The organism is Pseudomonas sp. Con_6 (assembly GCF_059379395.1).
Window position 1 is genome coordinate 4,353,219 of record NZ_CM182011.1, and the last position, 26,107, is coordinate 4,379,325.

The following is a 26,107-nucleotide window of genomic DNA, read 5'->3' on the forward strand; positions in this document are numbered from 1 at the left end:
TAAGTCGGGAAAAACGCCGCCCGTTCTGCCGGGCGGGTAATCGGGTCAGCCTTTGGCCGGTGAGGTGTCGCGTACGTCCACCGGATCGACCGCCATCTGCAGGTGCAGGCGCTGGCCGGTATACGGGGTGTGCTTGCGCACCACGTCCATGTCCAGTTCCACGCCCAGGCCCGGCTCGCTGGACGGGATGATGTAGCCGTCTTCCCATTGCAGCGGCTTCTTCAGCACCTCGGCGTGGAAGCCGCCCCAGGTCTCGATGCTTTCCTGGATCAGGAAGTTCGGCGTGCAGGCCGCCAGCTGGAAGCTCGCCGCCGCGCCGATCGGGCCGTTGTAGAGGTGCGGGGCGATCTGCGCGTAGTAGACCTCGGCCAGGCTGGCGATCTTCTTCGCCTCCAGCAGGCCGCCGCAGCGCGCCACGTTCATCTGCAGGATCGACGCCCCGCCAGCCTGCAGCAGCTTGAAGAACTCGTACTTGGTGGTCAGCCGCTCGCCGGTGGCGATGGGGATGCTGGTCTTGGCGGCGACCTGGGCCATGGCGTCTTCCTGGCCCGGCGGGATCGGCTCCTCGAACCATAGCGGGTCGTATTTCTCCAGACGCTTGGCCAGGCGGATCGCCGAGGACGGCACCATCTGCCCGTGGGTGCCGAACAGCAGATCGCACTTGTTGCCCACCGCCTCGCGGATCTTGCGGCAGAAGGTCTCGCAGCGGTCCAGCACTTCAAGGGACAGCTGGTGCCCGGAGTAGGCGGTGTACGGGCCGGCCGGGTCGAACTTCAGCGCGGTGAAGCCCTTCTCCATGTTCTGCACCGCGCACTCGGCGGCCAGGTCCGGGTCGTCGTAGTCGTACTCGCCTTTACTGTTCACCGGGTACAGGTAGGTGTAGGAGCGCAGACGTTCATGCACCTTGCCGCCGAGCAGCTCGTACACCGGCTTGTTCGCCGCCTTGCCGATGATGTCCCAGCAGGCCATTTCCAGGCCGCTGACCACGCCCATCATGGTCAGGTCGGGACGCTGGGTGAAACCGCTGGAATAGGCCTGGCGGAAGAAACGTTCGACATGGTGCGGATCCTGATCGAGCAGGTGGCGCTCGAACACGTCCTCGATGATCGGCTGCATGGCCTTGGGGCCGAAGGTGGCGGCGTAGATCTCGCCGACGCCTTCGATGCCACAGGCGGTGCGCAGCTTGACGAACAGCCAGTACATGCCGCCGATGTGGGGTGGCGGGACGGCGACGATATGGGTTTCGAGAGCGACGATTTTCATCTCAGGCACCAGTGTTCAGAAGACGTTGTTTGCGGGTGACGCGGCCGCGCAGGACCACGGCGGCGAGCGTGCCGACCAGGCCCACGGCGCCGATGTAGCCGAAGTACAGCTTGTAGCCGAGGGCGCCCGGGTAGTGTTCGGTGAGGTAGCCGTTGATCAGCGGGATGAAGGTGTCCGGCAGGTAGCCCACCACCGAGACGATGCCGATGGCAAGGCCCGTGATCCGCAGCGGGATGGCGCAGGTATCCAGGATCGCCCAGTACAGGCCGCGGATGGCGTAGGTCATCAGGCCGATGAAGATCACCGTGGCGATCAGCAGGCCGAGGCTGTTCAGGCCCGGGAACACGATCAGGCCGAACACGCCGAGGGTGGCCAGGAGCATGGCAACGATCAGCACCGAGACATTGCTGAACTTGTCGCCCAACCAGCCGCCGCCGATGCCGCCGATGGGGCGCATCCACAGCTTGATGGTGGTGATGGTGCCGGCCATGACCGCGGTCATGCCGCTGCCCTGCAGGTAGTCGGAGAAGCTGTAGGTGGCCCAGAAGATGTGGTAGCCGCAGAACACGATGGCGGTGACCAGCCACAGTTCCGGGATCTTCACCAGGGTGGCGAGGTCGCTGAGCAGGTTGAACTTGCCCTGCTCCACCGGCTGGGTGGCGTCCATCGACTTGGGGTCTTTGAGCAGCACCAGCACACAGCCGATGGCGATACAGGTGAAGGAGTACAGGTAGACCACGTGCCTGAAGCCTTCGGCCACCGACTCGCCGCGGGTTTCAGTGGCCATGGCGAACAGCGCCAGGGCCACGGTGGCGAGCAGCGCCTCGACCAGGCCGCGACCGCCGTCGAGGATGCCGAAGAAGCGGCCCTGCTCGGAATGGTGGGCGATCATCTTGACCCGCTTGAGCACCGAGGCCCAGAAGGTCAGGCCAGTGGTCAGGCCCCAGCAACCGAAGATGACCAGCAGGCCGGTCATGCCCGGCGCGGTGGAGTACCACAGGCCGAGGGCGCCGGTGGCCACCAGCGAGAAGAAGATCAAAAAGCGCGGGGCGATGCGGTCGGCCAGCCAGCCGCTGGGCAGGTAGCTGAGCAGGAAGAGGGTACCGAGCATGGAATACAGGTAGCCCAGCTCGCTGTGGTTGATCTGGAACACCTCCAGCATGGTGGTCTGGTAGACCTGGCGCAGATAGAGGATGGGGTAGATCGCGCCGGCGGCGAGCACCAGCAGCATCAGTTGGAAATAGCGACTTCCCTTGTCGCTGGCGTCCTCGGCGAGGACGGCAGAATGCGGTGCGGCAGCATGCTTGGACATAAATGGACTCTCTGTTGTTCTTATTAGGGAGCGGCAAGCTGCAAGTCATGAGCCTCAAGCAAGAGCGCGACGCGGACTGCTTGAGACTTGTAGCTTGCCGCTTGCAGCTCAGTACTTCATGACCACCAGTCGGGTCTGGGTGAATTCGAGCATCCCGTGCTTGCCGTCGTCGCCGCCCAGGCCCGAGCGTTTCCAGCCGGCGTGGAAGCCCTGATAGGGGTCGGCCGGGGTGCGATTGACGTACAGCTCACCGGCCTCGATGGCGGCAGCGACCTTCATGGTGGTGCGGTAGTTCTCGGTGTAGAGCACCGAGGACAGGCCAAACTGGTGGTCGTTGGCCATTTCCAGGGCCTGGTCGATGTGGTGGTAGCTGAGCAGTGCCAGCACCGGGCCGAAGGTTTCCTCCTGAACGATCTCCATGTCCTGGCGGCAGTGGCTGAGCAGGGTCGGCGGGTAGAAATGCCCGGCCCCCTGCGGAATGAAGCCACCGGTTTCCAGCACCGCGCCGGCGGCCACGGCCCGTTCGACCATGGCGTGGATATTGCGCCGGGCCGCGGCATTGACCAGCGGGCCCATGCGGCTCGGGTCCTGGGCGCGGTCGCCGAAGCGCACCGCGGCGAATTTCGCCTTGAGCAGCTCCAGCAGGCGGTCATGCACGCTTTCGTGGACGTAGACCCGCTCCACCGCCGTGCACAGCTGGCCGCAGTGGGTGGTCTTGGAACCGACGATGGCGCTGGCAGCCTGTTCCAGGTCGGCGTCGGGCTCGACGATCACCGGGGTCTTGCCGCCCAGTTCAAGCGACGGCTTGGCGATGTTTTCCTTGCAGTAGTCGAGGACGATGCGCCCGGCGTTGACGCTGCCGGTCAGGGTGATCAGGCCCACGGCCTTGTGGGTGCACAGGCTGGCGGCGGTGGCGTGGTCCATGGTCAGGATGTTCAGCACCCCCGCCGGCAGGCCGGCTTGCTCCGCGGCCCGGGCGATCTCGAAGGCCGACAGCGGCGTGTTGTTGCTCGGACGCACCACCACGGTGTTGCCGGTGATCAGCGCCGGGGCGATCTTGCGCAGCAGGGTGTAGACCGGATAGTTGAAGGGGATCAGGCAGGCCACCACGCCGATCGCCTCGCGGTGCAGGAACAGGCGTTCGTCGGGGGTATCGCTGGGGATGATTTCGCCTTCGACGCGGCGCGCCCATTCGGCGTGGTAGCGGGTGATCTGCGCCGCGTAACGGGCTTCGTTGCTGGCGTCTTCCAGGCTCTTGCCGGATTCGGCGGCCAGGGCTTCACCGATTGGCACGGCGCGGGCTTCGAGGGCCTCGGCGAAGGCGCGCAGGTGCTCGCCACGCTCGATGCTGGTCAGCTTGCCCCAGGTCTTCTGCGCCTTGGCGGCGGCATCCACGGCGGCGATGGCCTCCTGCGCGGTAGCGGCCGAGACCTGGCCGACCAGGCCTTCGGTGGCCGGGTCGTACACGGCGATCTGCGCCGTGCCGGCTGGCTCGATGAAGTGGCCATCAACAAAATTTCGCTCGATTCGCATCGCAATCCGCCCATCGTTGTCGCGTTGTTATTGACGGGCAGTGTTGGGATTTGGCGGGGGTTGGACAAACGATGAATTTCGGGGAGGAACATTCGAAAAAGGCATGTTAGTGGTAGCGATGAGGCCCTGAAGAGCACCATCAAACTGCCGGAGTAGAGGGCTCCAGCTGCCGCTGTGCCAGCCAGATCTCCTCCTGCAGCCACTGGTGGAACAACTGCAACTGCGGCGCATCGCGCTGCTCCGGCCGGGTCACCAGCCAGTACGACTGGTGCCCGTCCACATGCACGTTGAGCACCTGGGTCAACTGCCCGCTGGCCAGCTCCGGCGCCACCATATGCCAGTCAGCGATGGTGATCCCCAACCCGTCCACCGCCGCCCGGATGGCCAGGTCCAGCAGGTCGAACTCGTAGCCGCCCTGGGTATCCACGCCACTGATCCGCGCAGCATCCAGCCAGTGTTTCCAGGTCAGGTAGCGCTGGTCCTCGCGGGCCAGCACATGCAGCAGGGTCATGCGATTGAGGTCGATGCCCTCTGCCTCCTGCTCACGGGCATACAACGAAGGCGCGCACACGGCGATATGCCGCTCCTGGATCAGCAGCGAACTGTCCAGCCCGTCCCACTCGCCATTGCCGAACCGGATCGCGCAGTCGAGCGTCGCGGTCTCGGCCAGGCTGTCCTGCAGTTGCGTGGTGATGCTCAGTTCAAGCTCCGGATGAGCCTCGCGCAGGCGCCCAAGACGCGGCATCAGCCAGCGCCGGGTGAAGGTCGGCGGCGCGTTGAGGTGCAGGCGATTGGAGTGGGTCTTCTGCTGGATGCTGCGCACGGTCATCTCGATCTTGTCGAAGGATTGGTGCAAGGCACGCAGCAGCACGCGCCCGGCATTGGTCAGTTCGAGGTGGTGATGACGCCGCTGCAGCAGGTTCTCGCCCAGTTGCTCCTCCAGCTGGCGCACCTGGCGGCTGACCGCGCTCTGGGTGACGTTGAGCAGTTCGGCGGCACGGGTGAAGCTGCCGGTGCTGCCGGCCACCTCGAAGGCCTTGAGGGCGTTGAGACCTGGCATTCTGCGTTTCATGGAAGGCGCTCGATGGAGGGAAAACCGTGTGAAGTATCCCACGCAATGTAAGACACACCCCACAAGCTCATCGGAATTTTCTGCAGGTAACTTGCGTTTAATGCAGGTTCTGCCCGCCATTTAATCGTTTGTGGCCCATCGCCCCACTGGCAACACTGCGCGCGTCTCACATAACAACAACGAGAGCCACGCCCATGCACTTTTCCGCGTCACTGCGCCTGCAGTCCGTCTGTCTTGCCACCCTGTCCGCCCTCGCCGTCCCGGCCTTCGCCGTGCAGGTCACCGACAATCTCGACCTTGGCGGCGCCGTCCGTGCCCGCTGGGACTACGACCCGGACCGCGACATCCAGAAGTTCAACTTCGACACCGCCTTCCTCACCGCCAAGTACAACTCCGACACCTGGATCGGCGCCGCCAAGTACCGCTTCTACGGTCGTGCGTACCCTTACAAGTACACCAACAACGTCGGCGACATCGCCTTCGCCGAAACCGCCTGGATCGGCTACAGGTTCAACCCCGACCAGCAGATCCAGGTCGGCCTCAACCAGATTCCCTTCGGCCTGCAGCCGTACTTCGGCAGCACCTTCTTCGAAACCCTGGGCAACGTCATCGGCCTGGAAGACGTCGAGCAGGTCGGCGCCAAGTACATCCAGCAGGCCGGCGCCTGGAACCTGCAGGCCGGCTACTACCTGCGCCCGGCCTGGCAGGGCAAGGGCACCAGCAACGGGCGCACCTACTCCACCGTGGTCTCCAGCGCCGACAGCTACGTCGCCGACGGCAGCGACAACCGCGAGCGCAACACCGCGGTACTGCGGGTGGCGCGGTCGGTGGACCTGGGTGCCTGGAAATCCGAAGTCGGCGTGTCCGGCATGACCTCGACCCTGAAGAACAACGACACCCACGACGACGGCCGGCGCAATGCCGTGGCCGTGCACTACCTGGGCAAGAACGGTCCGTGGGGCGTGCAGTTGATGGCGGCGCGACAACAGATGTCGCCGCGCAACGAAGGCACCGACGAACTGGTCACCTTCGGCGGCTACGACGGCACCTTCAACGTCGCCAGCCGCGGCAACTTCTATGTCGCCGACCTCAGCTACGACGTCGACGGCAAGTACCTGTTCGACCAGCTCAGCGGCATCAAGCTGTACGCCAACTACAGCGCCTTCGACAAGTCCGCGTCGGGCTTCGACACCTCCGAGCGGCTGATCCTCGGCTCGTCGTTCTCCCTGAGCAAACTGTGGATCGCCACCGAGTGGCTGTTCGGGAAGAACGACCCGTACATCGGCGGCAGCAACTACACCCAGAGCCTCGGTGCAGGTGGTAGCGACCAGTGGGAAAACCAGGTATACGTCAACATCGGTTATTACTTCTAAGTCCTTCCTTTTTCGGGGGCCTCGTCCATGCGTCAGTTGCCCCCGCTCACCATGCTGCGCGTCTTCGAAGAGGTCGCGCGGCATCGCAGTTTCAGCCAGGCCGCCCTTGACCTCAACGTGACCCAGGGCGCGGTCAGCCGTCAGATCAAGCAACTCGAGGATCACCTTGGCGTGGCACTGTTCGTGCGCACGCCCAAGGGCCTGACCCTGACCGAGGCCGGCGTGACCCTGTCGCCGCAACTGGCAGCCGCCTTCGACCAGATCGACCGCGCCTTGCAACTGGTACGCGTGCCCAACCTGCGCCAGCGCCTGCGCATCCTCGCCCCGCCCACCTGGGGCACGCGCTGGCTGTCCTCGCATCTGCGGGATTTCTGCCGGCATTACCCGGACATCAGCCTGAGCATCAGCAACCACGCCAGCCACGAGCACCTGGCCGAGATCGACTGCCGCATCCGCTTCGGCCTGGGCCCGGCGGAGCACTGGCACAGCGAGTTGCTGGTGATGGAGCGGCATGTGGCGGTGGCCAGTCCGGAGCTGTTCGTCGAGGGTATGGCGCCGGATCTGGGGGCGTATCCGTTGCTGCACATCCTGCATGATGGCAAGCGCCTGCCGGTGTGGGAAAACTGGCTGGGGGCCACGGGGCGAAACGATGTGGACGTGGCCAGCGGGCTGGAGTTCAGCACTCTGGACCAGGTGATCCATACCGCATTGGCAGGTGGCGGGCTGGCGGTGATCGACCGGCAGATGATCGAGCAGGAACTGCGTGAAGGCCGCCTGTTGCCGATCGCCCCGGTGGAGGTGCTGGGGCCTTATGGCTACTGGCTGGATGTGGCGGGGGAAAAGCAGGGGTTGTCGAAAGTGAGGCTGTTTACCGAGTGGTTGCAGGGGATCACCGTGTAGCCTGTACCGGCTCATCGCTGGCAAGCCAGCGATGAGGCCCGGAAGATCGATGAAGATCCTCCGGACAGGATCAGGCAGCCGAAGCCACCACCCCTTTCTCCCCACCCTCGGCACTCGGCACCGTACACGCCTGGCTCAAGGTCAACGCCTTGGTCTCGGGCGCCCAGGCCCAGGAAATCAGTGCACCGAAGGCCAGGATCCCGGCCAGGATGCCCATGGTCGGACTCAAGCCGATCCCCGCCACGCTCAACGGCAGCAGGAAGGTACTCACCGCCGAACCCAGCCGGCTCACTGCCGTCGCCAGGCCGATGCCACTGGCGCGCACCGGCGTCGGGAAGCTCTCAGCCGGGAATACCCCGACCAGGTTGCTCACCGCCGACAGCACCAGAGTGAACAAGCCGAACACCAGCACCATCAGCCACGCCGCGCTACCCGGCAGCACCGCCAGCAGGAACAGCGCCGCCGCCAGGATCACGAACGAACCGATCAGGAACCCGCGCCGCGAGAACTTCACCGTGCACCAGATCCCCACCAGGGCGCCGATGATCAACAGCATGTTCAGCATCAGCTCGGTGCCAAAGCCCTCGGCCAGGCCCATCTTGGCCAGGATGGTGGGCAGGAACGTATAGATGGCGAAGTACGGCATGACGATGCAGACGAAGAACAGGCAGTTGAACGCCGTGCGCTTGCGGTACTCGCGGCTGAACAACGCCTTGTAGCCGGAATGCCGCTCCACGGTCGGCTCCTCGTCCAGCACCACGTGGGCACCGAGGTGCTTGCGCACAATGGCGCGGGCTTCCTCGATGCGCCCCTGGTTGACCAGCCAGCGCGGCGACTCCGGAGTGCCGATGCGCGCCAGCAGGATCAGCCCGGCAGGAATCGCCGAGGACGCCAGCATGTAGCGCCAGGCATCGTCACCGAGGCTGAGCATGGCGGTACCGACGAAGGTCGCGGCCACGTAGCCGAAGGTCCAGATCACGCTGAACGAGCCCAGCAGCACACCACGGTGCTTGCGCGGGGCGAACTCAGCGAGCATGGCGTGGCCGACGCTGAAATCCCCGCCGAGCCCGATGCCGATCAGGATGCGGCAGAACAGCAGCGCCGCCGCGCTTTCCACGTAGAACTGCATGACTGAAGCGAGCGTGATCAGGACGAAGCTGATCAGGAAGATTTTCTGCCGCCCGAGGTGATCGGAAATCCAGCCAAAGAACAGGCTGCCGAGAAACAGGCCGATCAGCGCCGAGGCACCGATCAGGCCCTGCCAGAAGGCATCCAGTTGCATCTGCGGACTCAGCAAGGTGAAGGCAATGCCGATCAGGCCAAGGATATAGCCGTCGGTGAAGTGCGCGCCGAAGGTCAGCCCGGCGATTTTCAGGTGAAAGCGGCCGATCGGCAGATCGTCGATCTTGACGGGGGTAACGGACATGTTCGTCTCCGGTTTTTGTTCTTGAAGTAGAGATGAAGCCGAAAAGCCGCCGGCCCTGTGGCCGGCGGTGGTGCCTGGGGTTCAGAGTCCGCCCATCAGCAGGTATTTGATCTCCAGGTATTCGTCCAGGCCGTACTTCGAGCCTTCACGGCCCAGGCCCGATTCCTTGATGCCGCCGAAGGGTGCCAGCTCGGTGGAAATCACCCCTTCGTTGATGCCGACCATGCCCGCTTCCAGCCCTTCGGCCATGCGCCAGACGCGGCCGATGTCACGGCTGTAGAAGTACGCCGAGAGGCCGTACGGCGTGTCGTTGGCGGCCTGCAGCACCTCGGCCTCGTCCTTGAAGCGGAAGCAGGCGGCCACCGGGCCGAAGGTCTCGTCGCTGGCGATCAGCATGTCGCGGCGGGCTTCGGCGAGCACGGTCGGCTCGAAGAAGGTCCCGCCCAGGGCGTGGCGACGACCGCCGCAGACCAGGCGCGCGCCCTTCTCCAGGGCATCGCCGACATGGGCCTCGACCTTGGCCAGGGCGGCGGGGTTGATCAGCGGGCCCTGCTCGGTCTCACCTTCCAGCGCCGCGCCGACGCGCATGGCCTTGACCGCTTCCGCCAGCTTGCCGACGAAGGCGTCGTACACGCCGTCCTGGATGAAGAAGCGGTTGACGCACACGCAGGTCTGCCCGGTATTGCGGAACTTCGAGGCCATGGCGCCCCTCACCGCAGCATCCAGGTCGGCGTCGTCGAAGACGATGAAGGGCGCGTTGCCGCCCAGCTCCAGGGACACCTTCTTCAGCGTATCGGCAGCCTGGCGCATCAGCAGCTTGCCGGTGCGGGTCGAACCGGTGAAGGACAGCTTGCGCACCACGCTGGAGGCCTGCAGCGCGCCGCCAATGGCCACGGCATCGCCGGAGACGATATTGAACACGCCGGCGGGAATGCCCGCCTGCTCGGCCAGCACCGCCAGGGCGAAGGCCGACAGCGGGGTTTCCTCCGAGGGCTTGAGGACCAGGGTGCAGCCCGCCGCCAGCGCCGGGCCGACCTTGCGCGTGACCATGGCCAGGGGGAAGTTCCACGGCGTGATCGCGGCGACCACGCCGATGGCTTCCTTGACCACGACAATACGTGCATCGGCCTTGTGGCTGGGGATCACGTCGCCGTAGGCGCGCTTGGCTTCCTCGGCGAACCATTCGAGGAAGCTGGCGGCGTACACCACTTCGCCCATGGCTTCGGCCAGGGGCTTGCCCTGTTCGCGGCACATCAGCGTGGCCAGTTCGCGCTGGTTGCCCAGCATCAGCTCGGCCCAGCGGCGCAGGCGCTGGCTGCGCTCCTTGGCGGTCAGTCCGCGCCAGGCCGGCAAGGCGCGCTCGGCGGCAGCGATGGCGAGGTTGGTTTCCTCGGCGCCGGCCTTCTGGACCTGGGTGATCAGCTCGCCACTGGCCGGGTCGGTTACCGCGTAGGTGGCGCCGCCACTGGACCATTGGCCGTCGATGTAGTTGCCGTTGCGCAGCAATTCGCTCATGCCACCGCCTCGCTCAGCAGGAAACGCTCGATACCCGGACGCGCGGTGCGCAGGATGCGCTTGCCAGCGGTGTAGTCGTTGATCACGTCGCACGGCGTGTAGTTGCGTTCCAGCTCATGCAGTTCCTCGTCATCCAGGCGGGTGTCCAGGGCGGCCAGGGCGCTGTCGAACTGCGCGGTGGTATCGGCACCCACCAGCATGCAATCGACGCCGCCGTGCTGCAGGACCCAGGCCTGGGCCACCTGGGCGTTGGAAACGCCACGGGCACGGGCCACACGCTGTACCGAGCGGGCGATTTCGAAAGAGGCCTCGTCGGCGTACATCTGCTGGGTGAAGAAGTCGGTCTGGTTGCGCGTCGACTGCACGTCGCCAGTCAGCAGGCCGCGGGCCAGCGGGCTGAACACCGAGACACCAAGGCCCTGGTCGCGGCAGAACGGGATCATCTCGCGTTCTTCCTCGCGGTAGGCGGCGTTCAGTTGCAGCTGCATGTTGATCGGCTTGACCCAGTTATTGCGCTCGCAGCACAGGAGGATCTTCGCCAGTTGCCCGGTGAGCATGGTGGACACGCCGATATAGCGGGCCTTGCCGGCTTTGACGATGTCGTTGAGCGCGCCCATGGTCTCTTCCACCGGCGTGTTTACGTCGAAGTAATGCAGCATGTACAGGTCGACGTAGTCCATGCCCAGGCGGGTCAGCGAAGCGTCGATGCTGTCGAAGATGTGCTTGCGCGAATGGCCGCTGGCGTTGATGCCGCTGCGGGTGCCATAGCCGACCTTGGTGGTGATCACCAGGTCTTCGCGGCGGGCCAGGCGCTTGACGATACGCCCCACCACTTCCTCGCCGACGCCGGCGGAATAGAAGTCGGCCAGGTCGATGAAGTTGACCCCGTTGGCCAGGGCATGGGCAACGATCGGCTCGCTCTGCTTCTCGTTGAAGATCCAGGGTTTCCAGTCTGGGGTGCCCATGTTCATGGTGCCCAGGCACAGGCGCGAGACTTCCAGGCCGGAGTTGCCCAAACGAATGTATTGCATGACGGCGCCCTCAGGCTTTCGGGGTGTAGAACGGGTTGCTGATCTGGCCGACCACATCGGCCAGTTGCGCGCGTTCCGGCTTGCCGGTCAGGGCGGCGCGGATGGCGGTGCGGCAGGCGTTGTAGTTGTTCAGGTAGACGGCGTCGAGGTCGTCGCAGGCGGGGTTGACCCAGTTGGCGGTGACGATGGCCCATTCGTCCTCGGCTTCGGCCGGCAGGGTGCCGTCGAGCAGGGCCTCGGTGACGGCCTTGGCGATCCCTGCCTGGGACGCGCCCCAGGTGGCGTTGCCGTGCAGCTCGCCGTCGATGGCGGCCTTGTTCACGTACAGGGTCATCGGCTTGACCGGGATGTTCGGCTGGGCGATCACCATGAACGGGCAATGACCCTGGCTTGGCGAGGCGAGGCTGTTGGCGAAGGCCTGGCCGGCAGGGCCGTTGCGCGGGCCGATGAGGATGTTGATATGCGCCGCGTTGACGCCCGGGCCTTCGAAGCCTTCACCGATGTACAGGTCAAGTTCTTTCATCTGCAAACACTCTTTGTTGTTGGTGGGTGTGTTTGCCGGTTTTGTATCACCGCGCCGGGGCCAGGCTGGAACCACATAAAGTCATGGGGGTATGAGGGAAAGTCATGGCCTGGCGCGCGTGCGTGGATCAGAGCAAGGAACGGAGTTCCCTCGCTAGCCAGGGCACCTATCCTGCCCCCACCACCGGACCAGGGCCCGAACCATGCAGACCAGCCTCCAGCTTGCCTTCCCCGCCACATCCCCCGAGCCAGACTGGCCCTCCCTGTACCAGTCCCTGAACCACTCCGGCTACGCCCGCCTGCCCGCCCTGCTCGATGCCGACCAATGCCGTGAGCTGGCCAGCCTGTACCCCCACGAGACCCTGTTCCGCTCACGCATCGTCATGGCCCGCCACGGTTTCGGCCGCGGTGAATACCAGTACTTCCGCTACCCGCTGCCGGACGTGGTGGAAGACCTCCGGCAATCCTTCTACCCCCACCTGGCCACCCTCGCCAACGACTGGCACGCCAGGCTCGGCAACCCGACCCGCTTCCCCGAAACCCTCGCCACCTTCCTCGCCCACTGCCACGCCGCCGGCCAGTGCCGGCCCACGCCCCTGCTCCTGCAATACCAGCCCGGCGACTACAACTGCCTGCACCAGGACCTCTACGGCGACCTGCACTTCCCCGTGCAGATGGCGATCCTGCTGTCCCGCCCGGGCATCGATTTCGAGGGCGGAGAGTTCTGCCTGACCGAGTACTGCGCGCGGGAGCATCGCGCCGAAGTGGTGCCGCTGGAGCAAGGCGATGCGGTCCTGTTCGCCGTGGCCGAACGCCCCCTGCCCGGCCGGCGCGGCGGCTCGCGCAAGGTGCTGATGCGCCATGGTGTCAGCCGCGTGCTGGCCGGCCATCGCCACACCCTGGGAGTGATCTTCCATGACGCCCGCTGACCTGCTCGAACGCCTCGACGAGGACGGTTTCCTCATCCTGCCGGGCTACCTGGAGCAGGGTCGGTTCGGCTCGACCGGCCTGCTGCACACCCTGCAAGCCACCTTCTATCCGGCACTGGCCGAGATCGCCAACCACTGGCGCGCGCGGTTCGACCTGCCCGGCCGCTACCCGGAGCAATTGCTGCAGTTCCAGGCGCAATGTCGCGATGCCGGTCAGCACAGCGATCCCTCCTGCTTCACCCGCCTGAACCCGCAGGACTACCTTCCCCTGCGCCACCGTGGCGCAGACGCGCTGGCGTTCCCCTTGCAGATGGTCGCGCTGCTGTCCGCGCCCGGCGAAGATTTCAGCGGCGGCGAACTGGTGCTCACCGAACAGCGACCGCGCATGCAATCCCGCCCCGTGGTGGTACCCCTGCGCCGTGGCGATATCGCTATCCTTCCCAGCCAGCGTCGCCCGGTTGCGGGTGGCAATGGCTACTACCCGGCCACCACCCGGCAGGCCGTGAGTCGCGTGCGCAGCGGTCAGCGGCTCGGTCTGGAACTTTACTTTCACCTGAGCGGCGCATCGCCCGGCGCCCCGCAACCGGCTTAGAATGGGCGCCTTTGCGGTCGTGCCCAGGAGTCGCCATGGCCTTGCCACCTCTCAACAGCTTCCGCGTCTTCGAGGCCGTCGCTCGCCTGGGCAACCTCGCGGCTGCGGCCATCGAACTGCACGTGACCACCGGCGCAGTCAGCCAGCAGATCAAGACCCTGCAGGGCACCCTCGGCGTGGAGCTGTTCGAGAAACGCGGTCGCCAACTGGTGCTGACCGATGCAGGACGCGGCTTGCACCAGCGCATCGCCCCGGCGCTGGGGGCCATCAGCGATGCCGTGCAATCCTTCCAGCACAGCGCTCGACAGTCGCCCCCCGTCATCGAGCTGACCCTGTCACTGCCACCCGCCGACGGCATCACCTGGCTGGCCACGCCGCTGTTCCGCTTCATGGAGGAAAACCGCGGGATCAAGCTCAGGGTGATCACTGCCGGCGAGTTCCCACAGGTGGACTGGCGCCAGGCCGATGTCGCTGTGGTCTACGGCACGCCGCCCTGGTCGGGATTCTGGTGGCGCCTGCTGCACGGCATCCGCCTGACGCCGGTGTGCAGCCCGCAGTACCTGCGTGGCGAGCGGGCGATCCGCAGCGTCGCCGAGCTTTCCCGGCACCGCCTGCTGCACGAGGACGACGGCGCGCAATGGCGCCTGTGGCTGACCGAGGCCGGCGCTGCACTGGGCGGCACGGCGGATGTCTATTTCGAGGACTTCGCCCTGGTCCTGCAGGCCGCGCGCGACGGCTTCGGCGTGGCCCTGAGCGATGAAACGGTGTCGGCCCGCGACCTCGACGAAGGCCGGCTGGTGCAGCCGTTTCGATTGTCAACACCGGCCATCCACAACTACTACTGCATCTGCGCCGAAAGCCAGCGCGAACGCCCGGAAGTACAGGCGCTCATCGACTGGCTGTTGTCTACCGCCAACTAAGGGTTGTAGCCATAGGCGCGGCCATCGGTGAACTCAATATCGGTGAGGATGCTGATGTCCTTCTCCACCTTGTAAAGATTCGCCTGCTTGATCAGCTCGGGGTCGGAGAACTTCTCCCCCTTCGCCCGCCCGGCCTGGATCGCCAGCATCTGCTCACGGATCTTGCCCACCTCGGCGTAGGTCATGGCCGGCACACGGCTGGCGTTCTCGTCGGCGTGGGCACCGTAGATCGCTGTCTGCGGGTTGATCAGCTTCAAGGTGGCATCCAGCGAGGCGATGTAGTCCTTGAGGTTGCCGGCCAGCAACCAGGACGGATACAGGTGATCACCGGAGAGCAGCACGTTGTGAGTTTCGTCGTAGAGAACAACTTCGTCCTTCGTATGCCCGGGGGTGTTCAACAAACGTACCTGCAATCCGCTCAGGTCGATCAGTTCGCCCGGTTTCACCAGCCTGTCGACCTTGAAGGGCTTGACCGTCATATGGTCGAAGTTGCCCAGGTAGACCGGTTCGGGCACGTGGTAAAGACCGTCGTCACGCTTGAACGTACGGGTGAAGGGAATATCCACCAGATACACGCTGGAAAAGTTCTGCAAGCCGCCAAGGTGGTCGAAGTGCAAATGCGACGGCAACACCGAAAGAGGCTTGTCGGTCAGCGTGGCGGCAACTTTCGTGATGTCTTCCTTCTGGTTGGCACCGGCATCGAACATCAGTGCCCGTTCATTACCCAGCAACAGGTAGGAGTAGTTCTTCTGGTAATAGTCCGGCTCGCCAATCGCATAGAGCCAATCGCTGAGCTTGTGCACCACGAAGCTGCCTTCGCGCTTGCCCGCCTCCTCTGCGCCAGCACCCGCCATCATTGCCATACCGACCGCCAGGGCCACCGCCTTGATCACTGTTCGCATCGACTTCACGCCTCATTGTTCTTGTTGAAAGTCCGGCCGCCCGAGCAGCGGCCGGCGCGGGTCATATAAGCGGCGTATGTGTTTGAAGAACAATGGATATTTTTTCAACGACGATGGTTTAGCGCTTCTTAACCATCGGCCGCTGCACTACACTCCGGCCCCCTTTTTCCTGTGCAACGGACTGCCCCATGCAACGCATCGTGATACTTGGCAACGCCGGAAGCGGCAAATCGACCCTGGCCCGCCAGCTAGGCCAGCGCCTGGGACTGCCGGTGGTGCACCTGGACCGCCTGTTCTGGGAGCCGGGATGGATCGAGGCGCCGACCGCGGTGTTTCGCCAGCGGGTCAGCGAGGCCATCGCCGGTGATGCCTGGGTCTGCGAGGGCAACTATTCGCGGAAAACCTTCGACCTGCGCCTGCCCCGCGCCGACCTGGTGATCTGGCTCGACACCCCGCGCCTCACCTGCCTGCGCCGGGTGATGCTGCGCAGCCTGTTGAATCGCCCGCGCGCCGACATGCCGGACGGCTGCCGCGAACAGCTGGACAAGGCCTTCCTCGACTTCCTCAAGTACGTGTGGACCTACGACGCGCAGTACCGCCCCACCATCGAGCAGGCGCGCCTGGCCATCGCCCCCCAGATGCCGGTGGTACGCCTGCGCAATGCCGCTGAAATTGCAATGTTCCTGGCCACCCCTGGCCTGTGACCCAGCGCTCATTTCAGGCAAATGACTGCAATGCATCCGTCATGATCGTCGGCGTTAAATGAATTTCCCGCCCTGATCAGGGTCTTTGATGGGCTGGCGCCACAGGGGCGCGGCGCATGGACCATTCGCACTCATGGAGGAGCCCACCACATGCTCGGCGCCCTGCTCGACAAAGTCTTCAACCGCCCGCTGGACGAGAACGGCTTCGCCCGCAAGATGATCGAAGCCGCGCGCAACGCGGGGTATCGCGAGCCGCTGGAGTACCTGGCGGACGAGTTCCGCATCCGCCATGGCGATGGCGCCTACTTCAACCTGCACAACGCCTTCCGCGACTACCAGAATGCCGAAAAGCCGCATCGTGCCGCCGTGCTGGACGGCTACGTGGCGACCTTGCTCCGGTCGCGGGACAAGGCCTCGCGCAGCTTCGAGGACGCCCGGCCGCTGCTGCGCCCGGTCATCCGCAACCTGGCCATGCTCGAAGAGGTGCGCCTGCACCATGCGCGCAGCGAGGGGCGCGATGCGGCCTACGATGTCGTGCATCGGGCCCTGGGCAAGGACTGCGTGGTGCTGCTGGCGCTCGACCACCCCGAAGCCACCTCGACCCTGACCAAGGGACCCGAGGAGCACTGGGGCGTGAGCATGGACGAGGCCCTGGCCATCGCCCGCGACAACCTGCGCGCGGACACCCCGGACAACTTCGAGGAGATCGTCCCGGGCCTGTACATCGGACGCTGGAACGATGGCTACGACATCAGTCGCGCGCTGCTGCCGGATGTGCTGCAACGGGCGCCGGTCAAGGGTCAGCCGGTGTTCATGATTCCCACCAACGATGTCCTGCTGGTGGCCGGTGATCGCGACGACGCGGCACTGCGGCAGATGGTCGACCTGTGCTTCAAGGCACAGGAAAGCGGGCGGATGGTGTCCGGGCAGATCTTCACCGTGGAGGAACAGCGCATCGTACCGTTCGAATCCTCGGACGAGGTCCTGTTGGCGCGCCTGGCGACGCTGCAGCATTTGATGCTGCAAGGCGCGTATCACACGCAGAAGGAACTGCTGGACAAGATCCATCAGGAGCGCGCTGAAGACCTGTTCGTCGCCACCTACCTGCTCTACGAACTGGCCGACAGCGACGGCCGGACGTTCTCGATGTGCAGCTGGACCCAGACCGTCGACAGCCTGCTGCCGAAGACAGACCGGGTGGCACTGGTCGAGCTCGGAGCAGACGGCGTCAGCAATACCCGCCTGGTGGAGTGGGCGCAGATCGAGTCCCACGCAGCGGACTTGCTGGAAGCGGTCGACGCCTATCCGCCACGCTACCGGACCCTGGGTTTCCCCAGTGCGGAGCAGTTGGGGCGAATGGTTTCGCTGGGGTGAACTGCCCAGTCCAGGTTGCATTCACTGGCCTCATCGCCGACAAGCCGCTCCCACAGGGTTCCGTGTCGGCTGGGAACTCTATGGGGGCTGGTGTTGCCAGCGATTGGTTCTTCAGGACACCGCAGAAACCTCATCCACTCCCAACGGCTCCGGCCTGAACAACGGCTTCTTCATCACCCGCTTGACCCACAGCACCGCGATCAGCGAAATGATCCCCAGTACCACGCCCGCGGTGCCGAAGATCTTTCCGGTCATTTCAGGCGCCGGCGAAGCATGCCAGATGGCGAACAGCATCCCGGCGATGCCGACGATCTGCGGCAGCGGATAGAACGGCGTGCGGAACGGTCGCTTGGCATTCGGATAGCGCCGGCGCAGGGCGATCACATCGATGTGCACGATGATGTAGGCCAGCAGCCAGGCCAACGCCGCCGCCAGCAATAGCAGGCTCACCGCTTCCGGGTTCTGCCCGAGGATCAGGATCGGCAGGCCGGTGATCGCGGCGATGAACAGCACCGCCACCCACGGCGTGCGGGTGCGCTTGCTCAAGCGACGGAACTGCGGGAACGCCTGGCCGTTCTCGGCCATGCCATAGAGCATCCGTGGCAAGGCGGCCAGGGACGAGTTGACGGTACTCGCGGTGGCGGTCACCGAGGCGGCCACCAACAGCACCTTTCCGCTCTCGCCGAACAACATGGTGGCGTAGAGGAAATGCGGCAGCGGATCGCTGGCCAGAAGGTCACGGGGAATCAGCAGCAAGGCGCCCAGGCAGTAGAGGATGATCACGCCGAAGATGATGGTCAGGCCGAGCATCATCGAGCGCGGGATGTTGCGCTCCGGACGCTTGGTTTCTTCCACCAGCGGACAGACGAACTCGGCACCGACGAACCCCCAGATGGCCATCGCCGCCAGGGCCAGCGCACCGGTGCCCAGCGGGTTCCAGCCTTGGTCCAGGGACGTCTGCAGACTGCCTTCGGCATGCCCGAGGGCACCGATGCCCAGGGCCAGGAGCATGGCCACCATCACCACCGCCAGGACGGTCTGCAGCTTGGCGAACACGTCGATGCCCAGCAGGTTGAGGCCGGTGAACAGCGCCAGCATGCCGCCGGCCACGGCCATCGGCGGCAGCACGCCGGGGTAGACCTTGCCAATGATCAAGTCGAGCAACAGCAGCTCGGCGGACAGGGCGAACATGGCCACCACCATGTAGCCGGAAAACGTGGCGAGGATCGCCGGGAAATGGCCGATGGCGACTTCCGTGTAGCTGCTCAGGCTGCCAGCACGCGGCACCATCAGCGCCAGTTCGGAGAACGACATGGCATAGGTCAGCGCCAGGAGATAGGCGATGCCCAAGGGAATGATGAAGCCCAGCCCGGCCATGCCCGCGCCTTGCAGCATCATGACCATGACGCCCTGGGACACCACCAGGCCAATGGCCACCGACAACAGGGCCCCGAGACCCAGAACCCGGCGCAGCCCGCCGGAATGCACCGGCGTCGCCGCCGTTACTGAAGCGTTCATTGCAGCATCCTTCTTATCGTTGTTGTGTGCAGCGTTATCGCCCGGCGCCGCACGCACGACGCCGGGCGGATGAATCAGGAATCAGCGGGCGGCCCAGGCGTTGAAGCGCTCTTCCAGCTCTTCGCCGTGGTCGACCCAGAAGCTGGAGTCCACCAGCAGGCCCTGTTCGAGGTTGGCCGGCGCGGTGGGCAACTGGGCCTGGATATCGGCCGGCAGGGTGCCGAGGGTCTGCTTGTTGACCGGGCCGTAGGGGATGTTCGAGGAGAAGGCCTTCTGCGTGTCTGCCTGGCTGGCGAAGACGATGAAGCGTTCGGCCAGGGCCTTGTTTGGCGAGCCCTTGACGATGGCCCAGTGGTCCGGGTCGTAGAGCCCGCCGTTCCAGACGATGCCGAGGTGGGTGCCCTCTTTCTGGGCCACGGCGATACGACCGTTGTAGGCGGCGGACATCACCACGTCGTTGGCTGCCAGCCATTGCGGTGGCTGGGCACCGGCTTCCCACCACTGGATCGAGGACTTGATCTGGTCGAGCTTGGCGAAGGCGCGGCTGACGCCCGCAGGCGTGGCGAGCACCTTGTACAGGTCGGCCTTGCTCACGCCGTCGGCAAGCAGCGCGGCTTCGAGGGTGTACTTGGCGCCCTTGCGCAGGCCGCGCTTGCCGGGGTACTTGGTGGTATCCCAGAAGTCCGCCCAGGAGGCTGGCGGCGTACCGACCTTGGCCGGGTTGTAGGCCATGACCATGGACCAGACATAGCTGGCCACGCCGCACTCGCTGACGGTGTTGGCGATGTAGTGGTCGGCGTTGCCCAGCAGTGCCGGGTCGAGGCGTTCGAACAGGCCTTCCTCGCAACCGCGCAGCAGCTCGGGGCTTTCCACTTCGACCACGTCCCAGGAGACCTGGCCGACGCTGACCATGGCCTTCACCTTGGACAGCTCGCCGTTGTAGTCCCCGGCCACCACCTTGCCCGCCCCGCTCTGCTCGAACGGTTTGAAATAGGCCTGGTCCTGGGCTGCCTTGGTCGCGCCACCGAAGGAGATGACGGTGAGCTTGTCCGCCGCCGCCATCGTATTGCCCGCCATCAACGCGGATACCACTGCCAGTGCACACGCATGCATTTTCAAAGACATCGACATTTCCTCACTGCTTCTGGAAGTAAATGCCGGGATATCGCGCACGCGCGAGCGGACGCGAGTATGAAACCCCGACACAGTTGGAACGGACAGGCTTGAAAGGGCAGCTAAAGGCAGGTGCGGTTTATTGTTCTGTGCCCGCGTATTGGATGGGTCGCGGGGTCCGGCACCGGCCTGGTATCGATCGCTCGGGGGCGTCGTTCGTTGTTCGTATGGCTTCGATTCTGCGGTGTTTCGTGGAGCAGGAAAAATATGAAATATGTTTTGTGAAGGTATGAAAAAGCTTTGTAATGTCAGTCGGGTTTTGGCCTGGTAGCACCGGCCTCATCGCGGGCAACGCCCGCTCCCACAGGGTCCTGCGGCGTACGCGAAACTTGTGGGAGCGGACGTTGCCCGCGATGAGGCCCTCAAGGACTCAGAGAATCCCGATCTCCCGCGCCGTGCGGTCCACCGCCCGCCGGGTCTTCTCCACCAGTTCATCCAGGTCGCCACGGCTGGCCACCAGCGCCGGGGCCATGATCATCCGGCCCAGGGTCGAGCGAATGATCACGCCTTCCTCGAAACCTAGGGTGCGGCAGCGCCAGGCGATGTCGTTTTCATTGGCGAAGCGCTTGCGCGTGGCCTTGTCCTCGGCGAACTGCAAGGCCGCTACCAGCCCGGCGCCCTGGATGTCGCCCACCAGCGGATGGTCCTGGAAGTGCTCGCGCAGCAGTTGCTGCAGATAAGGGCCGGTGTCGCCCTTGACCTTCTCGACGATCTGCTCGTCACGCAGCGCCTTGAGGTTGGCGATGGCCACCGCCGCCGCCACTGGGTGACCGCCGTAGGTCAGGCCATGGGCGAACACCCCCCCCTCTTCCACCAGGGTCTCGGCAATCCGCTTCGACAACACCAGGCCCCCCATGGGCACGTAGCCGGAGGTCAGCCCCTTGGCGATGCTCAGGGTGTCCGGCTCGAAGCCGAAGTACTGGTGGGCGAACCATTCGCCGGTACGTCCGAAGCCGCCGATCACCTCGTCGGCGCACAGCAGCACCTCGTACTTGCGACAGATGCGCTGGATCTCGGCCCAGTAGCTGGCCGGCGGGAAGATCATGCCGCCGGCGCCCTGGAACGGCTCGGCGACGAAAGCGGCAACGTTCCCGGCGCCGAGTTCGAGGATTTTCGTCTCCAGCTCACGAGCAGCTTGCAGGCCGAAGGCATCTTCCGACATCTCGCCGCCGTGGGCGTAGAAGTACGGCTCGCCGATATGGGCAAAGTCCGGGAGCATGCCGCCCATCTCGTGCATGAAGCCCATGCCACCCAGCGCGGTGCTGCCCAGGGTCGAACCGTGGTAGCCGTTCCAGCGGCCGATCATGATGCGTTTCTGCGGCTTGCCTGCGACCTGCCAGTAGCGGCGTACGGTGCGGATCAGCAGCTCGTTGGCCTCCGAGCCGGAGTTGGTGTAGATGGCGTGGCTGTAGTGTTTGGGCAGCAGGCTGAAGAGCAGCTCGGACAGTTCGATCACCCGTGGGTGAGTGGTCTGGAAGAACAGGTTGTAATACGGCAGCTCTTCCAGCTGGCGGGTGGCGGCGGCGGCCAGGTCGGCGCGGCCGTAGCCCAGCGCGGTGCACCACAGGCCGGACATGCCGTCCAGGTAGCGCTTGCCCTCGGTGTCCCACAGGTTCAGGCCCTGGCCCTTCTCGATGACCAGTGCGCCCTTCTCGTTCAGTACCTTCTGGTCGAGGAAGGCATGAATATGGTGAGCAGCGTCGAGCTTCTGGTAGGCCTGGGTGGTCTTGTTGTTATTCATCGCGGTCATCGAGGATCTCCGGGCTGGCGGGATGGCGACCTACCGATTGGTAGGCTTGCTGCCACGCATTGTGCGCCAGCCGGCGGGACGGCGGAAACCAGTAAAAATATACTCGGGTGATAGGGGAAAGCTTTGCAGTGCCCCCCTTTTGAAAATGGTTCTTCGCGAAGAATCAATAAAATGCACGTTACGCATAAATAAAAATTTATTTATGCGTAACGTTATTAACAAAGCACCAACCGATATTTCACAAATCCCCCCTGCGCGCTTTACCGTGCTCGCCATCTTTCCCGTGTCGAAGCGTGCGTCATGTCCGAAACCACTACCCTGTTGAATCACCGCTACGGTCCCGACCACACCCCCTCCGTTGTCGACAACCCGATCATCGATCACCTACACCTATCAGGTGGACGAGCAACGGGAACCCGGGCTGATCGCCGAATACGCCGCCCTGGCCGCCAGCTTCAGCCGCGGCCAAGGCCAGAACAGCCTGGACTGGCGCGACCAGGTGATCGCCCGTCTCAAGGACGACGGTGCCCTGCACGGCCGCGAACGCATCGCCAGCACGCTCAACGGCCAGCTACTGGCCCTGCGCTAAGGCGGACAAACTGAACAGCCTCACCCATCCCGGGCAACTGCACGCACCACCGGTGTTCCAGCGCAAGGTACCGATGATCATCGGCTGCGCGCTGTTCATGGAGCTGCTCGACTCCACCGCCGTGCTCACCGCCCTGCCGCAACTGGCGGCAGACTTCGGCGAGCCCGGACTGCGCATGAACCTGGTGGTGACGATCTACCTGCTGGCCGTGGCGATGTTCATTCCCTTGAGTGGCTGGCTGGCCGAACGCCTGGGGCCACGCCGGGTGTTCATCGCCGCCATCGGCCTGTTCACCCTCGCCTCGCTGGCCTGCGCACTGTCCGCGCACCTGTGGCAACTGGTGCTGGCACGCTTCGGCCAGGGCATGGCGGGGGCGCTGATGGTACCGGTGGGACAGGTGATCCTGCTGCGCTGGTCAAGCAAGGACGACCTGCTCAAGGCCATGGCCTACCTGACCATGCCGGCACTGCTCGGCCCGGTGTTCGGGCCGCCGCTGGGCGGCCTGCTGGTGACCTGGCTGTCGTGGCACTGGATCTTCCTGCTCAACCTGCCCATCGGCCTGCTGGGAATTGCCATGGTGCTGCGCCATGTCCCGGACTATCCCGGACAACGCGGCCGGCCCTTGGACCTGCACGGCTTTCTCCTTGGCAGCCCGGCACTGGCCTGCCTGGTCCTGGCGTTCGAGAGCCTTGGGCACGGCTCGCTGAGCTGGCAGTGGTCGTGTCTGCTGCTGGGGGCCGGCGTGCTGTTCGCCTTGCTTTACCTGCGGCACGCGCGACGTACCAGCGCGCCGCTGCTGGACCTTTCGCTGTTGCGCATCCGCGGTTTTGCCGTGGTGCTCTGCGGCGGCACGCTGTTTCGCCTGGGCAGTGCCGCGCTGCCGTTCCTGCTGGTGCTGCTGTTCCAGCTCGGCTACGGCATGAGCGCGCTGCAGGCAGGCTTGCTGACGTTCGCCAGCGGTGCGGGGGCCTTGCTGATCAAATTCATCTCCGTACCCCTGGCACGACGCTTCGGCTGCCGCGACCTGCTGGTCTGGAACAGCCTGCTGGGCGCCTTCTCCATCGCCGTGTGCGCGCTGTTCAGCGCCGACACCGCACCACTGGTGGTGATGACGCTACTGTTCATCGGCGGGCTGTCACGCTCGCTGCAGATGACTGCCGTAGGGGCGCTGACCTATGCCGACATTCCCGCCGAGCACTCAGCCAACGCCGCGACCCTGTCGGCCACCAGCGTGCAGCTCAGCCTGAGCCTGGCGGTGTGCCTGGCGGCGATGATCCTCGGCCTGGTCCAGGGCCTGCGCGGACACACGCAGCCCGAGGCCGGGGACATCCAGCTGACCTTGTTGCTGGTGAGCTCGATGTGTCTGGCGGCCGGTCTGGTGTTCAGACGCCTGGCGCGGGACTGAATGCCCTCACCGTTCCTCAAGGACATAGCCCACCCCGCGCAAGGTATGGATCAGGCGATTGTCGAAGGGATCGTCGATCTTGGCTCGCAGGCGCCGCACCGAGACTTCCACGACATTGGTGTCGCAGTCGAAATTCATGTCCCAGACCTGAGAAATGATCTGCGTCCGGCTCAAGACCACGCCGCTGTTGCGCATCAGGTAATGCAGCAGGGCGAACTCCTTGGTGGTCAGGTCGATGCGCCGGCCCGCGCGAAACGCCCGGTGACGGCCCTGGTCCAGTTCCAGATCGGCGACGCGGATGAGCTCCACCGCCTGGGCCTGGTCGCTGCGGCGCAGCAAGGCCCGGACCCTGGCCAGAAGCTCGGGAAACTGGAACGGCTTGCTCAGGTAGTCATCCGCCCCGCCCTCCAGTCCGCGCACCTTGTCGGCCAGGCGGCTGCGGGCAGTGAGCAGCATGATCCGCGCCAGGCAGTGGTCGCGGCGCAAGGCATCGAGTACCTGCCAGCCATCCAGTTGCGGCAGGTTCACGTCGAGGATGATCAGGTCGTAATCCTGCTGTCGGGCAGTGAACAAACCTTCCGCGCCGTTATGGATGCAATCGACGACGAAACCACTTTCAGACAGGCCCTGGCGAATATAGTCGGCAGTCTTTATTTCATCCTCGATGACCAGGATGCGCATATTCAACTATCTCTCTGGAACTTTTCAATAACCGCCGAATAATAGTCGAACAGCATCATCAATAGTCACAAATGACAGTTTTGTAATAGCCGCGCCATGATGACGACATATAAAAACGCCGAATAAAAAAGCGCCCGATAGCGGGCGCAAAGTGATCCACCTTCAACCAAAGGAGTTGTGGAGCCAAAGGTGAATAGGGGGCCTGTCGAAATGCCGCTTACAGTACCGACAGCGGGTATTCAACGATCAGGCGAAACTCGTCCAGGTCCGACTCGAAAGCCGTCGCGCGGGTATTGGCCTGGCGGATCCGGAACGACAGGTCCTTGGCCGCGCCGGTCTGCACCACGTACTTGACCTCGATATCACGCTCCCAGCGTTTCTGGTCGGTGAGCGGGTCGCCATTGGCGTCACGGCGCATGTACACGGCGTTGGCATTGGAATAGTCGGCGTCGGTGCCCTTGCCGTAGCGGGTCATGAACGACAGGCCGGGGATCCCGTAGCTGGCCATGTTCAGGTCGTAGCGCAGCATCCACGAGCGCTCCTTCGGCGAGTTGAAGTCGCTGTACTGGATGGAGTTGTCGAGGAAGATCGAGTCGGACTGGCGCAGGTAGTCGAAGTCGTCGTCGCCGTTGTTGCGCTGGTGAGTCAGGGCCAGGGTATGGGCGCCGAAACGCACGCCGAGCTTGCCGCTCCAGATGGTGTTGTCGAACTTGCCGAGCAGTTGCTTGCCTTCGTCAACAGCGCGGTAGGCGTTGAAGCCGGTAATCAGGTCGAGGTCGTCGGCCAGCGGGTAGGTGAAGCTGGCGCCGGCGTAGTACTGGTTCCAGGCGTCCTTCAGACGACTGCCGTAGAGGCTGACACTGAGGTGATCGGTGACCGCGTAGTCGCCGCCGCCATAGGCGACCCAGGGCGAATCCACCGCGCCGCCATAGAAGGTGACGAAGCCGTCACGCATGTTGCTGGACACCGGCTGGCTCATCGAGTGCAGGCGTCCGGCCTGCAGGGTCAAGCCTTCGAAGCTGGTGTTCTCCGCCGTCACACCGCGGAAGCTTTCCGGTAGCAGGCGCGAGTCCCCCGCCGCCACCACCGGCGTGGCCGGGAACACGTCGCCGACCCGCACTACGGTGTCAAGGAAGCGCACTTTTGCGGCGCCACCGAGCTTGGTGTATTCATCGCGGGCCTCGCCATCGCGGTTCACCGGCAGCACGTCGAAGGAACTGCGGCCGCCATTGCGACCGCCACCGGTATCGAGTTTCAGGCCGATCATGGCGAAGGCGTCGACGCCAAAACCGACGGTGCCTTGGGTGAAGCCCGAGGAGAACTTGCCGATGATGCCGTGGGCCCAGGCTTCGGAATAGCCGTTGTCACCGACCTTGCCGTAGGTCGGTGCGGGACCGTCGCGATTGTCACGGTTGAAATAGAAGTTGCGGTTCAGCACGGTCAGGTTGCTGCCCTCGATGAAACCTTCGGCCTTTTCTTCGGCATTGGCGGCGTAACTTGCGGACAACGCGCAAAGTGCCACCAGATAACGTGGAAACGTATGACTCATGCAATGCTCCTTCGGGGTACGGCAGTTTTTATTATGAAGTGCCCGGCAAGCGATATAGGAAGATTGTTCTGGCT

Annotated in this window: 23 protein-coding genes; 9 read left to right on the plus strand and 14 right to left on the minus strand. The window is 64.5% G+C overall.

The window, feature by feature from the left end:
• Nucleotides 1-45: 45 nt before the first annotated feature.
• The 4 genes from AC5QPF_RS19325 to AC5QPF_RS19340 all read right to left on the minus strand — a co-directional run bounded on the left by AC5QPF_RS19325 (nucleotide 46) and on the right by AC5QPF_RS19340 (nucleotide 5,180).
• Nucleotides 46-1,263 carry an enolase C-terminal domain-like protein gene (locus AC5QPF_RS19325; RefSeq protein ID WP_494959419.1) on the minus strand — a complete coding sequence of 406 codons (1,218 nt, stop codon included), beginning with the start codon at nucleotides 1,261-1,263 and terminating at the stop codon, nucleotides 46-48.
• Between the two features lies 1 nt (nucleotide 1,264).
• Nucleotides 1,265-2,575 carry an MFS transporter gene (locus AC5QPF_RS19330; protein ID WP_494959420.1) on the minus strand — a complete coding sequence of 437 codons (1,311 nt, stop codon included), beginning with the start codon at nucleotides 2,573-2,575 and terminating at the stop codon, nucleotides 1,265-1,267.
• Between the two features lie 108 nt (nucleotides 2,576-2,683).
• The gene (gene aldA, locus AC5QPF_RS19335) at nucleotides 2,684-4,108 is read right to left on the minus strand and encodes an aldehyde dehydrogenase (protein WP_494959421.1); all 1,425 of its coding nucleotides are present in this window, start codon (nucleotides 4,106-4,108) and stop codon (nucleotides 2,684-2,686) included.
• 139 nt (nucleotides 4,109-4,247) lie between these two features.
• Nucleotides 4,248-5,180: a LysR substrate-binding domain-containing protein gene (locus AC5QPF_RS19340; protein WP_494959422.1), complete on the minus strand. Its 933-nt coding sequence runs from the start codon at nucleotides 5,178-5,180 to the stop codon at nucleotides 4,248-4,250.
• A 194-nt stretch (nucleotides 5,181-5,374) separates the two neighbouring features.
• Here AC5QPF_RS19340 and AC5QPF_RS19345 point away from each other — a divergent pair, with 194 nt between their 5' ends.
• A complete protein-coding gene (locus AC5QPF_RS19345) occupies nucleotides 5,375-6,553 on the plus strand; it encodes a hypothetical protein (protein ID WP_494959423.1) in 1,179 nt (392 codons plus the stop codon).
• 27 nt (nucleotides 6,554-6,580) lie between these two features.
• Nucleotides 6,581-7,453, plus strand: a complete 873-nt coding sequence (locus tag AC5QPF_RS19350; RefSeq protein ID WP_494959424.1) for a LysR substrate-binding domain-containing protein — start codon at nucleotides 6,581-6,583, stop codon at nucleotides 7,451-7,453.
• A 70-nt stretch (nucleotides 7,454-7,523) separates the two neighbouring features.
• Here AC5QPF_RS19350 and AC5QPF_RS19355 read toward each other — a convergent pair whose 3' ends face one another.
• The 4 genes from AC5QPF_RS19355 to fae all read right to left on the minus strand — a co-directional run bounded on the left by AC5QPF_RS19355 (nucleotide 7,524) and on the right by fae (nucleotide 11,948).
• The gene (locus tag AC5QPF_RS19355) at nucleotides 7,524-8,879 is read right to left on the minus strand and encodes an MFS transporter (RefSeq protein WP_494959425.1); all 1,356 of its coding nucleotides are present in this window, start codon (nucleotides 8,877-8,879) and stop codon (nucleotides 7,524-7,526) included.
• Between the two features lie 81 nt (nucleotides 8,880-8,960).
• The gene (locus tag AC5QPF_RS19360) at nucleotides 8,961-10,394 is read right to left on the minus strand and encodes a succinate-semialdehyde dehydrogenase (RefSeq protein ID WP_494959426.1); all 1,434 of its coding nucleotides are present in this window, start codon (nucleotides 10,392-10,394) and stop codon (nucleotides 8,961-8,963) included.
• Nucleotides 10,391-11,425, minus strand: coding sequence for an aldo/keto reductase (locus tag AC5QPF_RS19365; protein WP_494959427.1), 1,035 nt, complete (start codon nucleotides 11,423-11,425; stop codon nucleotides 10,391-10,393). The genes AC5QPF_RS19360 and AC5QPF_RS19365 overlap by 4 nt, the downstream gene beginning before the upstream one ends.
• A 10-nt stretch (nucleotides 11,426-11,435) precedes the next feature.
• Nucleotides 11,436-11,948, minus strand: coding sequence for a formaldehyde-activating enzyme (gene fae, locus AC5QPF_RS19370; RefSeq protein WP_075805396.1), 513 nt, complete (start codon nucleotides 11,946-11,948; stop codon nucleotides 11,436-11,438).
• A 202-nt stretch (nucleotides 11,949-12,150) separates the two neighbouring features.
• Here fae and AC5QPF_RS19375 point away from each other — a divergent pair, with 202 nt between their 5' ends.
• From AC5QPF_RS19375 to AC5QPF_RS19385, 3 genes are read left to right on the plus strand one after another with little or no spacing between them, the layout of a single operon-like run.
• Nucleotides 12,151-12,876: a 2OG-Fe(II) oxygenase gene (locus AC5QPF_RS19375; RefSeq protein ID WP_494959428.1), complete on the plus strand. Its 726-nt coding sequence runs from the start codon at nucleotides 12,151-12,153 to the stop codon at nucleotides 12,874-12,876.
• A complete protein-coding gene (locus AC5QPF_RS19380) occupies nucleotides 12,863-13,468 on the plus strand; it encodes a 2OG-Fe(II) oxygenase (RefSeq protein WP_494959429.1) in 606 nt (201 codons plus the stop codon). Before AC5QPF_RS19375 ends, AC5QPF_RS19380 begins: the two co-directional genes overlap by 14 nt.
• Before the next feature lie 35 nt (nucleotides 13,469-13,503).
• Nucleotides 13,504-14,388, plus strand: coding sequence for a LysR substrate-binding domain-containing protein (locus AC5QPF_RS19385; RefSeq protein ID WP_494959430.1), 885 nt, complete (start codon nucleotides 13,504-13,506; stop codon nucleotides 14,386-14,388).
• Here AC5QPF_RS19385 and AC5QPF_RS19390 read toward each other — a convergent pair.
• Nucleotides 14,385-15,290 (minus strand): MBL fold metallo-hydrolase, encoded by a 906-nt coding sequence (locus AC5QPF_RS19390; protein WP_494959431.1) that lies wholly within the window; start codon nucleotides 15,288-15,290, stop codon nucleotides 14,385-14,387. The two genes, AC5QPF_RS19385 and AC5QPF_RS19390, sit on opposite strands and share 4 nt — an antisense overlap.
• 188 nt (nucleotides 15,291-15,478) lie before the next feature.
• Here AC5QPF_RS19390 and AC5QPF_RS19395 point away from each other — a divergent pair, with 188 nt between their 5' ends.
• On the plus strand, nucleotides 15,479-15,994 hold the full coding sequence (locus tag AC5QPF_RS19395) for a P-loop NTPase family protein (RefSeq protein ID WP_494959432.1): 516 nt from the start codon (nucleotides 15,479-15,481) through the stop codon (nucleotides 15,992-15,994).
• Between the two features lie 150 nt (nucleotides 15,995-16,144).
• Nucleotides 16,145-17,368 carry a DUF1444 domain-containing protein gene (locus AC5QPF_RS19400; protein ID WP_494959433.1) on the plus strand — a complete coding sequence of 408 codons (1,224 nt, stop codon included), beginning with the start codon at nucleotides 16,145-16,147 and terminating at the stop codon, nucleotides 17,366-17,368.
• A gap of 111 nt (nucleotides 17,369-17,479) precedes the next feature.
• On the opposite strand, the gene AC5QPF_RS19405 is transcribed toward AC5QPF_RS19400, so the two are convergent.
• The 3 genes from AC5QPF_RS19405 to AC5QPF_RS19415 form a co-directional block, all read right to left on the minus strand.
• A complete protein-coding gene (locus tag AC5QPF_RS19405) occupies nucleotides 17,480-18,886 on the minus strand; it encodes an amino acid permease (RefSeq protein ID WP_494959434.1) in 1,407 nt (468 codons plus the stop codon).
• An 81-nt stretch (nucleotides 18,887-18,967) separates the two neighbouring features.
• Complete coding sequence (locus AC5QPF_RS19410; protein WP_494964208.1) at nucleotides 18,968-19,963, minus strand: gamma-aminobutyric acid-binding protein; 996 nt, start codon at nucleotides 19,961-19,963, stop codon at nucleotides 18,968-18,970.
• Between the two features lie 466 nt (nucleotides 19,964-20,429).
• Nucleotides 20,430-21,809 carry an aspartate aminotransferase family protein gene (locus AC5QPF_RS19415; RefSeq protein WP_494959435.1) on the minus strand — a complete coding sequence of 460 codons (1,380 nt, stop codon included), beginning with the start codon at nucleotides 21,807-21,809 and terminating at the stop codon, nucleotides 20,430-20,432.
• A gap of 358 nt (nucleotides 21,810-22,167) precedes the next feature.
• On the opposite strand from AC5QPF_RS19415, the gene AC5QPF_RS19420 reads away from it, so the two are divergent.
• Nucleotides 22,168-22,398 carry a hypothetical protein gene (locus tag AC5QPF_RS19420; protein ID WP_494959436.1) on the plus strand — a complete coding sequence of 77 codons (231 nt, stop codon included), beginning with the start codon at nucleotides 22,168-22,170 and terminating at the stop codon, nucleotides 22,396-22,398.
• Nucleotides 22,399-22,471: 73 nt separating this feature from the next.
• Nucleotides 22,472-23,803, plus strand: coding sequence for an MFS transporter (locus tag AC5QPF_RS19425; protein WP_494964209.1), 1,332 nt, complete (start codon nucleotides 22,472-22,474; stop codon nucleotides 23,801-23,803).
• 6 nt (nucleotides 23,804-23,809) lie between these two features.
• Here the strand turns inward: AC5QPF_RS19425 and AC5QPF_RS19430 are convergent, their stop codons facing one another.
• Nucleotides 23,810-24,484 carry a heavy metal response regulator transcription factor gene (locus AC5QPF_RS19430; RefSeq protein WP_494964210.1) on the minus strand — a complete coding sequence of 225 codons (675 nt, stop codon included), beginning with the start codon at nucleotides 24,482-24,484 and terminating at the stop codon, nucleotides 23,810-23,812.
• A gap of 217 nt (nucleotides 24,485-24,701) precedes the next feature.
• Nucleotides 24,702-26,033 (minus strand): OprD family outer membrane porin, encoded by a 1,332-nt coding sequence (locus AC5QPF_RS19435; protein ID WP_494959437.1) that lies wholly within the window; start codon nucleotides 26,031-26,033, stop codon nucleotides 24,702-24,704.
• Nucleotides 26,034-26,107 lie beyond the last annotated feature (74 nt).

Bases quoted from the DNA above. Each gene is read 5' to 3' on its own strand.
- AC5QPF_RS19395 (WP_494959432.1), top strand. From the start codon at position 15,479: ATGCAACGCATCGTGATACTTGGCAACGCCGGAAGCGGCAAATCGACC.
- AC5QPF_RS19380 (WP_494959429.1), top strand. From the start codon at position 12,863: ATGACGCCCGCTGACCTGCTCGAACGCCTCGACGAGGACGGTTTCCTC.
- AC5QPF_RS19350 (WP_494959424.1), top strand. From the start codon at position 6,581: ATGCGTCAGTTGCCCCCGCTCACCATGCTGCGCGTCTTCGAAGAGGTC.
- AC5QPF_RS19385 (WP_494959430.1), top strand. From the start codon at position 13,504: ATGGCCTTGCCACCTCTCAACAGCTTCCGCGTCTTCGAGGCCGTCGCT.
- AC5QPF_RS19355 (WP_494959425.1), bottom strand. From the start codon at position 8,879: ATGTCCGTTACCCCCGTCAAGATCGACGATCTGCCGATCGGCCGCTTT.
- AC5QPF_RS19340 (WP_494959422.1), bottom strand. From the start codon at position 5,180: ATGAAACGCAGAATGCCAGGTCTCAACGCCCTCAAGGCCTTCGAGGTG.
- fae (WP_075805396.1), bottom strand. From the start codon at position 11,948: ATGAAAGAACTTGACCTGTACATCGGTGAAGGCTTCGAAGGCCCGGGC.
- AC5QPF_RS19360 (WP_494959426.1), bottom strand. From the start codon at position 10,394: ATGAGCGAATTGCTGCGCAACGGCAACTACATCGACGGCCAATGGTCC.
- AC5QPF_RS19345 (WP_494959423.1), top strand. From the start codon at position 5,375: ATGCACTTTTCCGCGTCACTGCGCCTGCAGTCCGTCTGTCTTGCCACC.
- AC5QPF_RS19365 (WP_494959427.1), bottom strand. From the start codon at position 11,425: ATGCAATACATTCGTTTGGGCAACTCCGGCCTGGAAGTCTCGCGCCTG.
- AC5QPF_RS19435 (WP_494959437.1), bottom strand. From the start codon at position 26,033: ATGAGTCATACGTTTCCACGTTATCTGGTGGCACTTTGCGCGTTGTCC.
- AC5QPF_RS19415 (WP_494959435.1), bottom strand. From the start codon at position 21,809: ATGACCGCGATGAATAACAACAAGACCACCCAGGCCTACCAGAAGCTC.
- AC5QPF_RS19430 (WP_494964210.1), bottom strand. From the start codon at position 24,484: ATGCGCATCCTGGTCATCGAGGATGAAATAAAGACTGCCGACTATATT.
- AC5QPF_RS19425 (WP_494964209.1), top strand. From the start codon at position 22,472: ATGATCATCGGCTGCGCGCTGTTCATGGAGCTGCTCGACTCCACCGCC.
- AC5QPF_RS19405 (WP_494959434.1), bottom strand. From the start codon at position 18,886: ATGAACGCTTCAGTAACGGCGGCGACGCCGGTGCATTCCGGCGGGCTG.
- AC5QPF_RS19330 (WP_494959420.1), bottom strand. From the start codon at position 2,575: ATGTCCAAGCATGCTGCCGCACCGCATTCTGCCGTCCTCGCCGAGGAC.
- aldA (WP_494959421.1), bottom strand. From the start codon at position 4,108: ATGCGAATCGAGCGAAATTTTGTTGATGGCCACTTCATCGAGCCAGCC.
- AC5QPF_RS19325 (WP_494959419.1), bottom strand. From the start codon at position 1,263: ATGAAAATCGTCGCTCTCGAAACCCATATCGTCGCCGTCCCGCCACCC.
- AC5QPF_RS19375 (WP_494959428.1), top strand. From the start codon at position 12,151: ATGCAGACCAGCCTCCAGCTTGCCTTCCCCGCCACATCCCCCGAGCCA.
- AC5QPF_RS19410 (WP_494964208.1), bottom strand. From the start codon at position 19,963: ATGGCGGGCAATACGATGGCGGCGGCGGACAAGCTCACCGTCATCTCC.
- AC5QPF_RS19400 (WP_494959433.1), top strand. From the start codon at position 16,145: ATGCTCGGCGCCCTGCTCGACAAAGTCTTCAACCGCCCGCTGGACGAG.
- AC5QPF_RS19390 (WP_494959431.1), bottom strand. From the start codon at position 15,290: ATGCGAACAGTGATCAAGGCGGTGGCCCTGGCGGTCGGTATGGCAATG.